The following is a 12,998-nucleotide window of genomic DNA, read 5'->3' as shown; positions in this document are numbered from 1 at the left end:
GCTCCAACCTGGGAAAGAGAGATAGAGCCGGAAGATATAAGTGTACTGAAAGGGATAGTGGGGATGAGTATGATAGGAGGTGTAGGTAGTCCCACACAGTTCTATTTTGGGGCACGGCTGGAGTATGCGTTGAGTGATAATGATGTAAGTGCAGTTAATTCTCTGGTAGGTGGAACAGAGTTTGATATAGAGCAGGAGATGGATGACAGTTTACTCTCACTTACCGCAGGACTGAACCATGACTTTGGGAATAGCTGGAGTTTAGAGTTCGGGTTAAGGGGAGACCTGTCTGATGACTACAACGCATACACGGGAAGAATGTTTATAAGAAAAAGTTTCTAAACAGATAAACAACCTCTACCGATGGGAGAGGGAATTAGTAAGGGATAGAATTGTAAGAGGGGCTGTGTAAACCACAGCCCCTTTGTTTTCTTCTTGTCTCATTCCATCCACTTGCTGGTAGAGGAAAACAACAGAATAAATAGAGAAAAAATGACTACTTATAAACGGGCAGGTGTTGATATATCTTTAGGGGATACCTGTTCAAAGATAATGTCTTCTGCTTCTAACAGTACATTTAAGAACAGGAAAGGGAAGAAGGGAGAGGTTAAAATTTTAGAAAGCGAGGGACTTCACAGGGTTATCACAATATCCCTCGGGACTATGAAACTGATGCTTAATAGCGATGGTATCGGCACAAAAGTAGAGATTGCTGAAAGAACAGGTATTCATAGAACAATGGCATATGACCTATTTGCGATGCTGTGTGATGATGCTGTAAGGTATGGTGCAGAACCGGTGGCTATCTCCAATATCCTTGATGTAAATAAACTTTCTGTGGAGGTGGTAAAAGAGTTATCTGAAGGGATGGTAAAGGCAGCAAAAGATGCAGGGGTTGCTGTTGTATCAGGAGAGATAGCAGAGTTAGGTATTCGTATCTCCGGCTATGGAAAGTATAACTACAACTGGGCAGGGACGGTTTTAAGTATTATAAGAAGAGAGATAAAACCAGATATGATTAAGAAGGGACAGTGTATTGTAGCACTGAAAGAGGATGGGTTCAGGTCCAACGGAATATCTCTCGTAAGGAAGATTCTATCAGAGAAATACGGAGGAAACTGGCACAAAAAGAAGATAAAAGGGAAAAGATTAGGTGAGATGGTGCTTACCCCTTCAAGGATTTATACCCCTGCGGGGCTGGATATGTTAAGTTTTGTTGAAGGAATAGTACATATTACAGGTGGTGGTATCCCGGGAAAATTAGGAAGAGTGCTTTCAGCAAGTGGAACAGGAGCAGATATTATAGACCTTTATGAACCACCAGATATTATGTTTTTATGTCAGAAATGTGGCGGTGTGGATGATAGAGAGGCATATACGGTATGGAATATGGGTCAGGGGATGCTTCTTATTACATCACAGCCAGAAAAGGTTATTAAGACAGCAGAGAAATATAAGATTAAAGCAAAGGTATCAGGAGAGATTACAGGAAAAAAAGGTATCCGTCTTGTCAGTAAGGGATATTATAAACAGGGCAGAGTTCTGCTTTTTCCATAATCTATATCTTTTTACCTGTGCTCGCTTTAGAGAGAGTGGAGTATTTAACACCTTTCAGTGCTTTTAAGAGTCCATAAAGACGTCTTATTGCATCTGCCTTCCCTTTTACCACTACGATTTCAAGACAGTTGTGGTGGTCCATATGTATATGCTGCTGTGGAGATGATATTTTCATAATAGTCATGCTGTATATCCATTATCCTTGAAACAAGTTCCCTTTTGTGGTGGTCATAGACAATAAGTATACAACCAGCAACATCAGTATCTTTTTCCCATTCCTCCTCTACAAACTCCTTCCTTATGATGTCCCTTATTGCCTCAGAACGGTTTTTATACCCTTCATCCCTTATATACCTGTCAAATGTCTCAAGGAGTTTCTCCTCCATTGATACCCCGAACCTTATTATCTTTTCCATTTTTCCTCCATCCCGTATATTTTATCTTAATCCTTTATATGATACAATTTTAAGGGGTGAGGATGAAGATTAAAACAGGTATTCATCCTCACCCTAACCCTCTCCCCTCAAGGGAGAGGGTAAATAAGAAATCCTCCCCATATGAGGGGGATACCTAAAATACCTTCTCCCTATGGGGGAGAAGGTTAAGGATGAGGGGGAAAAGTACATCGGAGGTCTCACCCTCCCCTTAATCCCCTCCCCTCTAAGGGAGAGGAGAATTAATAGAACCTCTCCACTCAAGGGAGAGGGTAAATAAAAAGGAAACAGATGAGGAAAGAAAAGATAATATGTGTGATACCTGCAAGGTACGGCTCTGAACGGTTGAAAGGTAAAGTGCTTTATGAAATCAATGGAAAGACCGTGCTCCACAGGGTATATGAAAGGGCAAAGAAGGTTAAAGAGTTCTCTGCTATATATATTGCCACAGATGATAGAAGGGTAGCAGAGGAAGCAGGACGGATAGGCGCAGAAGTGATAATGACATCCCCTGACTGTAAAAGCGGGACTGACAGGGTAGCAGAGGCAGTTAAAGATATGGATGTGGATATAGTGGTAAATATACAGGCAGATGAGCCATTTTTACCTGTTGAAGCAGTTGAAAAACCACTGGAGATAATGAAAAAAGATAAGGACATTTATGCTGCCACATCAGCCACAAAGATAAGAAAAGCAGATGAGGTCTATGATACAAATGTTGTAAAAATTGTTTTTGATAAGGAAGGGAATACCCTTTATTCTTCCCGTTCTTTAATCCCCTACCCTTCTCTCTATTTCACAGGCAATACTCCTGAATTGTTGAAAAGGGTGAGTTTTTATAAACATATAGGTGTATATCTTTTCAGGAAGGAGTTTCTCAAGATATTCCATAAACTGCCTGTCAGTCCGCTTGAAAGGATTGAGAAATTAGAGCAGTTAAGGATTATTGAAAACGGATATAAACTTAAGGTTATAGTTATCCAGAGGGATTCTCCTTCAGTGGATACACTGGAAGATATAAAACGTCTCACGGCAATGGAGTAATATGCCTTGAAATTATTCTCCTCCCTTACTTCTCTTTTTCCTCTCCCTTGAGGAGATAGGTTCTGTTAAGTTTCCCCTCTCTCAGAGGGGAGGGTGAGACCTTTTCTATACTCTTCACCCCCACCTGTTCTTGCCCTGACGGGCTTCAGTCAACGGGCTCACCATCTCGCCATCTGTGCTATACGTTGCTCCTTACTCGTCGCACCAGCACCCTCCCCCCTCATATGGGGAGGATTTTCTTCTTTTCCCCTCTCCCTTAGAGGGGAGAGGGGCAGGGTGAGGGTGAGACCTCTGCTACACTTTTCCCCCTCATCCTTAACCTTCTCCCCCCCATAGGGAGAAGGTAATTCAGGTATCTCCCCTCATATGGGTAGGAATTTTTGGGTGATAGGAATTAGGGTGAGGAAAGAATATATAATAATCTCATATAGGGAATAAATCTCTTTTTTATATTATTCTATAGAGGTGGTATTAATCAGAGGGAAAGAAAGTTTTTAAGAATTGTTTTGCCATACTCGGTAAGTACTGCCTCTGGATGGAACTGAACACCAAATAGTTTATATTTTTTATGTCGTACTCCCATTATCTCACCCTCTTTCGTCCACGCATCAACAATAATTTCAGGTGGTAAAGAACCGTTTTTGATGAGGAGTGAGTGGTACCTTGTAGCAGTAAATGGAGAAGGAATACCTTTATATAGCCCTGTCTTTTTGTGGTATATAATGGAGGTCTTGCCGTGCATAAGTTTGTCTGCTTTTATAATCTTGCCACCATAAACATAGCCAATACACTGATGCCCCAGACACACACCTAATATGGGTATACTTCCTGTAAAGTTTTTTATTACATCACAGGAAATCCCTGCATCTTCAGGTCTTCCAGGACCCGGTGATATAACTATATGGGAGGGCTTTAATTTTTTAATCTTCTCAATGGAGATAGCATCGTTCCTGAATACTACTACCTTCTGTTTTAGTTCTCCGAAGTACTGTACAAGGTTATAGACAAAAGAATCATAGTTGTCTATCATCAAAAGCATTGTTATATCCTCCTGGCAAGTTTATATGCTTCCATCAGTCCTCTTGCCTTATTCTCTGTCTCCCTGTATTCCTTTTCCGGTACAGAATCAGCAACAATTCCTGCACCTGCCTGTATATAAAGTTTGTTCTCCTTGATGAAGAAGGTTCTTATTGTGATACAGAAGTCCATATTGCCCTGTAAACTGAAATATCCTACAGCCCCAGCATATGGACCTCTTTTCTCCGGTTCAATCTCCTCTATAATCTCCATCGCCCTTATTTTAGGTGCACCTGATACAGTGCCTGCGGGAAAAGATGCCTTAATGAGGTCCACCGCACTCTTACCAGGTTTCATCTTTCCTTCTACATTTGATACGATATGCATCACATGGGAGTATTTTTCTATCACCATAAGTTCTGTTACCTTTACTGTTCCGGGGATACACACCCTTCCTAAATCATTCCTTCCTAAATCCACAAGCATTATATGCTCTGCCCGTTCCTTCTCATCTGCAAGTAATTCTGTTTCTAATTTTGCCTCTTCCTTCTCATTTCTTCCCCTCGGCCTTGTTCCTGCAATAGGTCTTATCGTTGCCTTTTTCCCATCTAATTTTACCAATATCTCAGGGGAAGACCCTACAAGTTTAAACTCACCAGCGTCAATATAAAACATATATGGTGAGGGATTTACAGTTCTCAGTGCCCTGTAGATATTGAAGGCAGGAATGTCTAATTCTTTCTGCCATCGCTGGGCTATCACCGCCTGTATGATATCCCCTTCTCTTATATACCTTTTTGTCTTCTTTACAGCGTCTATAAAGGCACTGCGGTTAAAATTACTCTGGAATGAAACATCTCCATTATTATAAGACAGAGGATGTTCTAAAAGTAGTGTGTGTTTTTCTATCTGGTCTTTAAGAGATTCCAGACGGGAACAACCATCTTTATATCCTTCCTCAGGGGACGTCCATTCATTAATTTTGACATTGGTAACAAGTATAATCTTTCTTTTGAAGTGGTCAAAAATAGCCATATCGCCTGCAAGAATGAAAAAGAAGTCAGGTGTATTCAGAGTATCCGGAGAGATATCTGGAAGTTTTTCTATCTGACGGACAAAGTCATAGGAAAAATAACCAATCAGTCCTCCTGTAAAACCAGGAAGATTACTGTATGAGGGGGCAATATTTTCCAGAAGAATCTTATCTATAACAGAGGTTGTGACCTCAGAACTGATGGTCTGTTTTTCCCCTGAACGGTTATTATATATCTCAACATCTTTACCCTTTCCTGTTATAACCAGTTCAGGGTTTGTTCCGAGGAATGAATATCTGCCGACCTTCTCTTCCTGTTCTGCACTCTCTAACAGAAAGTTATAAGTCCCCTTTCTTATCTTTAGAAATGCAGAGACAGGGGTTTCCATATCTCCAATTACTTCTCTATACAGAGGAACCCTCGGATACTTCTCTGCCAGTTTCTTAAATGTGTTATAGTCAGGATATGTATCCATCAAAGCATCTCTTCTCCTATAATATACCATCTATTATCTCTCTCTACCAGATAAAGTATTTTGTAGCCCGTACTGGAAAAGTTATCGGAAGAGTATTTTTGTCTGAAGAAAGCAAGTAATAGATTACCTAATGGTGTCTTCCCGTAAGGCAAAATCTGTAGTTCTGATACATCCACCTTTATATGTTTTTTCTGCCTGTTTATATCCGCTTTATATGCCTTATACTGCTTTTTATCCTTTCCTCCTGAATAGAACATCTCGTCATAGACAGCCATATATTTATCTATATCCAAACTTTCCCATCCTTCTTTCCATAATTTAACTGTTTCTATCGCTTTCTTAAAGGCATTATAGTCAATATTAAGGTCTCCCTCACTTATAGATACAAAGGTCTTCCTTACCACTATATCGTCTATCAATCTGCTCATATCATTATCACTTACCACCACGCATCCCTCACTGTTATAAGGTGTCCTCGCTATAGGAGTTCCATGTAGCCATATTCCATCACCATCTCTCTGGAGCCGTCTATCAATAAGGTTCGGATAGTTCAGAGGGTATGCGGCTATCCCGTATTTAGAAGGAAGAGAAGGACCTTCCATTTTAGAAATTATAAGGTATGTACCATCCGGTGTTCTTTCATCTCCCTGTTTCATTTTAGGTCCTGTGTTTTTCCCTGTTGTGCATGGTAATGTCTCAATGACCTTTGCACCGGTAGGTTCCATATTATAAACATATAGTTTCTGATTTCCCTTGGAGACATAGATAAACTTATAAGGACCGATATCAGGCAGAATAACAGCAGGTCTTTCTGTCTCCTTTTCCTTTTTTGTCAGTTGTTGTAACCTGGCTTTTTCTGATTGAGCGAGGGTTATCTTTTTCTGCTTAATATATAGGGCATACCTGAGCCGTCGCATATTTACATTATCACCTGCTATCTTTAAACCTTCATCTACATATACCTCTGCCTCTTTATAATTACCCTGTTGGAACAGTGCGTTGGCAAGATAATAAAATAGTTCAGGTTCTTTTACACCATTAAGATATGCTTCTTCAAGTGCCTTTATGCCGGCAGAGATATTGTTTATTCCCAGATATAACCTTCCTAACTGATACCAGTACTGTCCATTATCCGGCAGTCCTTTTAGAGCAAATTCATAAAGAAGTATTCTGTCCTGAACAGATGTTGCTTCATTTATACGGTTATCAAGATATCTTTCAGTTTCTTGCTTATTGGTCAGAAGCGCTTCTATCAGGAATTTTTCACTCTCATCCTTAATCCCTATTTCATAGAGCAAAATAGCAAACTCTATCTTTGCCGGCACATCTCCTTTTACTACTTTAAGGATACCTGTATATTCATCAATAAGTTTTCTATCTCCCGGGTTATTTTTTATCGCTAAACGATATGCTTTCAGGGATTTATCAAGATATCTCCTCGCTTTTATATCCCACTTAACATAAGATAACTGTCCCTCTCTGGTACAGGAAGATAGAAAAATACTTACTACTGTTATCAGTAATAGCTTGTTCCTCATATATTTTAGTTATTCTTCAATGATAATCGCTTCTACCGGGCAACTCTCTGCTGCCTCCTTGACCTTGTCAGCAAGGTCTCCTGAGACCACAGGGGATTTTACGATAGAGACCGCCTCAGGCATCTCAAATACCTCAGGGCAAATATCTACACATAAACCACACCCTGTACAGAGTGACTCATCAACTCTCACTTTCATCCAGACCTCCTTGTACTTGTAGAAATAAAATTAATTTTCGCAAAATTTTAATACCTATCTATATTTTTGTCAACTCATCATATATAATAAGATAAAATTTGAAAGTTTACTTAAATTGTATCCCCTTTCCCCATCCCTCTCCCTTGAGGGGAGAGGGGATGGGTGAGGGTGAATCCTTTGCTTACACTCTCCACCCCCACCTAATTCCTCCCCCCTCATATGGGGAGGATTTCTCTTTATACTATTTTGAGCGGAAGATACAATCTGAAGGAAACCTTTCAGGGGAGATGGAAGGGACAAATTTTTTTGTTCTCCTGTCATGATAGCCGGAGATATCTTCTGATATCCCGAGAGTTTTCCGTATACCTGCCATAAATAACTCTCTAATATATTTCCCTATAATTGATGCAATTGCAGCAGGAAAGGATTTCTTCTCTACATCTGTGTAAAAGCCCATTGTGAATGTTTCATTATCTCCTTCCATCCGGTATAAGGAGACATCTTCTTTCTCTTCAATAGTTTCACATTGATAGTCATAAAGGTAATAAGTTAGATATTTTTTGTAAAATTTTAATCCTCCAACCCTGCCTGCATATACAGAGAGCATATTTTTATCAGGGAGGTTCTTTATAATATCGCAGAATGCAGAAAGATTAAGCAGGAATTTATGGTCTCCCTTTTCTATAAAATTGTTGATTCTCTTGGGACATAGAGCAATTGATTGTATCTTTTCTATCTCTATTCCATTCTTTCCCATCCATCCAGACAACTCTTCACATTTTTTACCTTCCGACCATATAAACCTATCCGGAATATTACGGGTGCAGATATTCAATCCGGAAAGACAATCATATTTTACACAGAAATTTTCAAGTATTTCTACTGGAGATGAAGGTGTTCTACCTTCAAGAAGATAAAAAAGAGATAAAACCGTATCTTCTAATTGTGAGAACCTGTCTATATTTCTTGAAAAAAATTCCTTGCTATCACTTATACCATCAAACCAAACGTCTTTTCCTCCATACCTTAACAGGACTCCTGTAATGACGAGAGGACCCATAAGCGGTCCAAGTCCATTTTCATCTATCCCGAGTATCCTTTTTTTCTCTGGCATAGCATCCCTTATTATCCCTCTCCCCTTCCCTCTCCCTTAGAGGGGAGAGGGACAGGGTGAGGGTGAAACCTTTGCTTACACTCTCCACCCCCACCTAATTCCTCCCCCCTCATATGGGGAGGACTTTCTTTCCTCTCCCTTGAGGGGAGAGGGACAGGGTGAGGGTGAGACCTTCACTATACTTTCCCCCTCTTAACCTTCTCCCCCATAGGGATAAGGTAATTTATGTCTCTCCCTCTTATATGGGGAGGATTTGTTTGAGAAATAAAAAAGCCCGCCAAAATATATGGCGGGCTGCACCCTGTTTTCTTCGCCTAAAATACAAAAACCCTTTTTCCTGTACTCCGCAGGAAAAAGCTGCGCCATTCCTCAGAGCAGGTCTTCTGACTTGGGCTTCATTCTACTCTTCCACCTTCCCGTCTTTTCAGACAGTGGCTTTTGGAATTTCGTCAGCCCTACAGCGCCGGGAGCGTAGTCGTCTCCTCACCTTGGTGAGTGCGACACTTCCCTATTAAGCCCTCTCGGGCACTCTGAGATATTATCTCCAATTTTGTGATATTATACCCATATACAAAATTTTGTCAAGAGGTATTTAAAAATATTAAAATTTATTCTTCTGCGTGGTGTTTGATATTTTTCCCTTCAACCATAAATACCACATCTTCACAGAAGTTTGTTGAAAGGTCTGCCACCCGTTCAAGTGAGCGTGCAACCCTCATAAGTTGTAATGCCCTTTCTATAGTTGCAGGGTCTGTTATCATATAGGTTAAAAGTTCTCTGATTACCTGGTCTCTTAAATTATCCACTACATCATCTCTTGTGCATATTTCACGGGCAAGCATAGAATTATCTGTTACAAACGACTGGATACTATCTTTTAACATCCTTACACTCAAATCTGCCATACGAGGAATATCTATAAGTTTTTTTACCTCTGGTTTTTTTATAAGAAAAAGGGATGCTTCTGCAATATTAACTGCTTCATCACCTATTCTTTCAAGGTCGTTGTTAATCTTCATTATCATAAGGACGGTTCTTAAATTCTTTGCTTTCGGTTCATACCGCGCAATTGCCTCAATACATATTTCTTCAATCTCTATCTCTGTATGGTTTGCTTTTGTTTCTTCTTCCTCTATAAGTTTTTTCAATATTTTTTCATCTTTTTCAAGCAGTCCTGTAATACTTTCTTCTATCATTCTCGCTACAAAAGATGCATAAGCAATGATACTTTCTTTTAACCGCTGTATCTCTTGTTCTATCATTTTTCTCTCCTTATGTTTTATCCCTCTCCCTTGAGGGGAGGGGATTAAGGGGAGGGTGAGAACTTTACTTTTACTCTCTACCCCCACCTATATCCTCCCCCCTCATATGGGGAGGAACTGTTTTCCCTCTCCCTTGAGGGGAGAGGGGCAGGGTGAGGGTGAGACCTTTGCTAAACTTTATCCCTCATCCTTACCTTCTCCCCCCGAGGGAGAAGGTAATTTAGGTCTCTCCCCCTCATATGGGTAGGAGCATTACTCAAACATATTTTCAATTATCCAAACTTACCTGATAAATACTCCTCTGTCTTAGGATGTGAAGGTACTGTAAAAATTCTTTCTGTAGGTCCATACTCTATCAGTTCTCCTAAATAAAGAAAGGCAGTATAATCAGATACTCTCGCTGCCTGTTGCATATTATGTGTGACTATGACAATAGTATAATTTTTTTTAAGTTCCGTTATAAGTTCTTCTATTCTGTTTGTAGATATAGGGTCTAAACTTGCACAGGGTTCATCAAAGAGTATTACCTCTGGCTCTACCGCCAGACATCTCGCGATGCACAATCGTTGCTGCTGTCCGCCAGAAAGCATAAGTGCGCTATCATTGAGACGGTCTTTAACCTCATCCCACAGGGCTGATTTTTGAAGTGCCTCTTTAACTTTTTTTTCAATAAGTTCTTTATCTTTTATATTATGGATTTCAAGTCCATATGATATATTTCTGAAGATACTTTTAGGAAAGGGATTGGGTTTTTGAAATACCATACCTACCTTCCTTCGTAATTCTACAACATCGGTTTCCTGTGATAGTATATTTTCCTTATCAAGATATATTACGCCTTCTACTTTTGTCCCAGGGATAAGGTCATTCATACGATTAAAAAGACGGATAAAAGTTGACTTACCACATCCAGAAGGTCCTATAATAGCAGTAACAGAATTTTTATAGATGTCCATATTGATGTTTTTAAGGCATTGGTATTTTCCATAGTAAAAATTCAGGTTTTCTACTTTTATCTGTACTTCAACCATAGTAGGTTCTCCTTTGTTTCTGTCTGAAATATATTGCTATCGCTGATATAAAAAGCACGAGGAACATAAGGATAAGTGCACAGCCATAAGCAATCTGTGTCTGTTTCTCAGGATAGATTCCTTCTGTCATAAGTCCATAGATGTGGTAGGGCAGAGCCATTACCTCTGAAAATATAGATTTAGGATAACTTTTTACATAGAAAGCAGCAGCAGTAAACATAATGGCTGCTGTTTCTCCTGCTGCTCTACCTGTGCTTAAGATAACGCCTGTGAGAATTCCGGGCAGTCCTGCAGGTAGAACAACCTTTCTTATTGTCTGCCACTTTGTTGCTCCTAATGCGAGAGATGCTTCTCTTAATGACTGTGGTACTGCCATAAGTGCTTCCTGTGAAGCGGATATAATTCCAGGGAGTATAAGAATTCCGAGTGTTAAAGAGCCAGAAATTATTGATACACCAAAATTAAAAAGTTTAACAAAAACAGCAAGTCCGAATAGTCCAAATATAACAGAAGGTATACCTGCCAGGTTATTTATGCTAATTCTCAGTATATTTACCACAAGATTTTTAGGAGTGTATTCATTCAGATATATGGCACATCCAACACCTATAGGGACAGCAAAGATTATTGCTCCTAATGTAAGATAGAACGTGCCTACAATAGCAGGGGCAATACCTCCTTCTGTCATACCGCTTTCAGGTATCTGTGTGAGAAATTCAAATGAAATGATTTTTATTCCTCTTATAGTTATGAAATACAATATCAAACCGAGTGATAGAAGTGTTAAAATGATACATATGCATATTATTGAAAACCATACTTTTTCAATAATTCTGTTTTTTGTATATCTCACCTACCTGCTCCTAACTTAATCCTATGTTTTTTACTTATAAACTCAGCAATGATGTTGAAAATCAGGGTAATAAGAAAGAGTAATAATCCGAGTGTAAAGAGTGCATTATAGTGTAAACTGCCCATAACTGTCTCTCCCATTTCTGCTGCAATAGTAGATGTAATGGGACGTACTGGCTGAAGGAATGACTTCGGTATAATTGCAGAGCCACCTGTAACCATAAGTACAGTCATTGTCTCACCTATTGCCCTGCTTATACCGAGAATTATAGCAGTAAAGATACCTGAACTTGCAGATGGGAGTACTACTTTTATTACTGTTTGCCATCTGTTAGCCCCTAATGCCAGTGATGCCTCACGGAAACTTTTAGGGACAAAATTTATTGCATCTTCGGATAAACTTGTTACTGTTGGTGTTGCCATAATACCGAGTATTAAACTACCTGTGAGTGCTGTAAGGCCCGTTGGGAGGTTAAAGATTTTCTGTATAAAAGGAGCAACCACCACCATACCAAAAAACCCATAAACAATAGAAGGGATACTGGCGAGTATTTCTATAAGGGGTTTAAGTATTTCTCTCTGTCTATGACCTGCCAGTTCGGTAAGGTATAATGCACTTCCTATACCGAGAGGTATACATACAAACATTGCTCCTGCTGTGACAAATAATGATGCAAGGATTAGTGGTAATGCACCGAATTCAGGTGGGTCATAGGTAGGATACCAGTATTTTCCAAAAAAGAAGTTATGAAGGGAATAGTGTTTAAATAAGGGGAAAGATTCAGTAAATAGTGTAATTGTAATGCCTGTAAGAAAGATAAGAGAAGTAAAGGCAAGAACTCCAAATATCCAGTGGTAGATATTTTCTTTTATTCTATAGTGTTTACCCATTCCTCTATCTTTTGTTTTATTGCATCCCGTAACTTCCTCATCTGTTCCAATTTCTCTTCATAACTTCCTTCAAATTTAGCAGGGTCATCAAAGTTCCAGTGGAGTGTCTGTAAGGTATTGGGAAATACAGGACATCTGTTTCCCTTATCACATACAGTAATAACATAGTGGTACCTTTTTCCTTTTTTATAAAGTTCAAAAACACTCTGGGTTTTATTCCCCGAAATATCAATACCTACCTCTTTCATTACTTCAACGGCGAGAGGGTTAATAGTCCCTGGATTTAACCCTGCGCTTTCCACTTCAAATCTATCACCTGCAATTTTTTTAAGGAACGCTTCTGCCATCTGACTTCTCGCAGAATTAAATTCACATACAAAAAGGACTTTCTTTTTCATTTTTTGTTCCATATATTATACCATTAAAGTTAAAAAATTTTTAATCTATCCCTCGCCCTTGAGAGGAGAGGTATAGGGTGGGGGTGAGACCTTCTTTCACTTCCCACCCCCACCTGTTTCCTCCCCCCTCGTATGGGGAGGATATAGAATAAT

At 39.5% G+C, this 12,998-nt stretch carries 12 protein-coding genes, 2 pseudogenes and 1 riboswitch; of the genes and pseudogenes, 3 read left to right on the top strand and 11 right to left on the bottom strand.

Features of this window, described 5'->3' with window-relative positions; genetic code table 11:
• Both N3D17_03750 and N3D17_03745 read left to right on the top strand, forming a co-directional pair.
• Positions 1-342 (top strand): autotransporter domain-containing protein (locus tag N3D17_03750; GenBank protein ID MCX8082498.1); only part of this gene is annotated, 342 nt, incomplete at its 5' end.
• Positions 343-492: 150 nt separating this feature from the next.
• The gene (locus N3D17_03745) at positions 493-1,557 is read left to right on the top strand and encodes an AIR synthase-related protein (protein ID MCX8082497.1); all 1,065 of its coding nucleotides are present in this window, start codon (positions 493-495) and stop codon (positions 1,555-1,557) included.
• A gap of 1 nt (position 1,558) precedes the next feature.
• Here the strand turns inward: N3D17_03745 and nikR are convergent.
• Positions 1,559-1,973 (bottom strand): annotated as a pseudogene (gene nikR, locus N3D17_03740) (nickel-responsive transcriptional regulator NikR).
• 309 nt (positions 1,974-2,282) lie between these two features.
• On the opposite strand from nikR, the gene kdsB reads away from it, so the two are divergent.
• The gene (gene kdsB / locus N3D17_03735) at positions 2,283-3,035 is read left to right on the top strand and encodes a 3-deoxy-manno-octulosonate cytidylyltransferase (protein MCX8082496.1); all 753 of its coding nucleotides are present in this window, start codon (positions 2,283-2,285) and stop codon (positions 3,033-3,035) included.
• 475 nt (positions 3,036-3,510) lie between these two features.
• Here the strand turns inward: kdsB and N3D17_03730 are convergent, their stop codons facing one another.
• The 10 genes and pseudogenes from N3D17_03730 to N3D17_03685 all read right to left on the bottom strand — a co-directional run bounded on the left by N3D17_03730 (position 3,511) and on the right by N3D17_03685 (position 12,845).
• Positions 3,511-4,074, bottom strand: a complete 564-nt coding sequence (locus N3D17_03730; protein ID MCX8082495.1) for an aminodeoxychorismate/anthranilate synthase component II — start codon at positions 4,072-4,074, stop codon at positions 3,511-3,513.
• A gap of 2 nt (positions 4,075-4,076) precedes the next feature.
• On the bottom strand, positions 4,077-5,591 hold the full coding sequence (gene trpE, locus N3D17_03725) for an anthranilate synthase component I (GenBank protein ID MCX8082494.1): 1,515 nt from the start codon (positions 5,589-5,591) through the stop codon (positions 4,077-4,079).
• Positions 5,561-7,099, bottom strand: coding sequence for a L,D-transpeptidase family protein (locus N3D17_03720; GenBank protein MCX8082493.1), 1,539 nt, complete (start codon positions 7,097-7,099; stop codon positions 5,561-5,563). The genes trpE and N3D17_03720 overlap by 31 nt, the downstream gene beginning before the upstream one ends.
• 9 nt (positions 7,100-7,108) lie before the next feature.
• Positions 7,109-7,300, bottom strand: a pseudogene (locus N3D17_03715) (ferredoxin).
• A gap of 238 nt (positions 7,301-7,538) precedes the next feature.
• A complete protein-coding gene (locus N3D17_03710; protein MCX8082492.1) occupies positions 7,539-8,411 on the bottom strand; it encodes a hypothetical protein in 873 nt (290 codons plus the stop codon).
• Positions 8,412-8,766: 355 nt separating this feature from the next.
• Positions 8,767-8,959: riboswitch (cobalamin riboswitch) on the bottom strand.
• A 60-nt stretch (positions 8,960-9,019) separates the two neighbouring features.
• Entirely contained in the window at positions 9,020-9,673 is a 654-nt protein-coding gene (gene phoU, locus N3D17_03705; protein MCX8082491.1) for a phosphate signaling complex protein PhoU, read from the bottom strand.
• A gap of 272 nt (positions 9,674-9,945) precedes the next feature.
• Positions 9,946-10,704, bottom strand: coding sequence for a phosphate ABC transporter ATP-binding protein PstB (pstB, locus tag N3D17_03700; GenBank protein MCX8082490.1), 759 nt, complete (start codon positions 10,702-10,704; stop codon positions 9,946-9,948).
• Positions 10,697-11,557 (bottom strand): phosphate ABC transporter permease PstA, encoded by an 861-nt coding sequence (gene pstA / locus N3D17_03695; GenBank protein MCX8082489.1) that lies wholly within the window; start codon positions 11,555-11,557, stop codon positions 10,697-10,699. Before pstA ends, pstB begins: the two co-directional genes overlap by 8 nt.
• The gene (pstC, locus tag N3D17_03690; protein MCX8082488.1) at positions 11,554-12,447 is read right to left on the bottom strand and encodes a phosphate ABC transporter permease subunit PstC; all 894 of its coding nucleotides are present in this window, start codon (positions 12,445-12,447) and stop codon (positions 11,554-11,556) included. The genes pstA and pstC overlap by 4 nt, the downstream gene beginning before the upstream one ends.
• Positions 12,426-12,845 carry an arsenate reductase ArsC gene (locus tag N3D17_03685; GenBank protein ID MCX8082487.1) on the bottom strand — a complete coding sequence of 140 codons (420 nt, stop codon included), beginning with the start codon at positions 12,843-12,845 and terminating at the stop codon, positions 12,426-12,428. The genes pstC and N3D17_03685 overlap by 22 nt, the downstream gene beginning before the upstream one ends.
• Positions 12,846-12,998 lie beyond the last annotated feature (153 nt).

Source organism: bacterium, from assembly GCA_026414725.1.
In the GTDB taxonomy this organism is placed as follows: domain Bacteria; phylum Ratteibacteria; class UBA8468; order B48-G9; family JAFGKM01; genus JAAYXZ01.
This window is presented reverse-complemented; position numbering and strand designations above follow the sequence as displayed.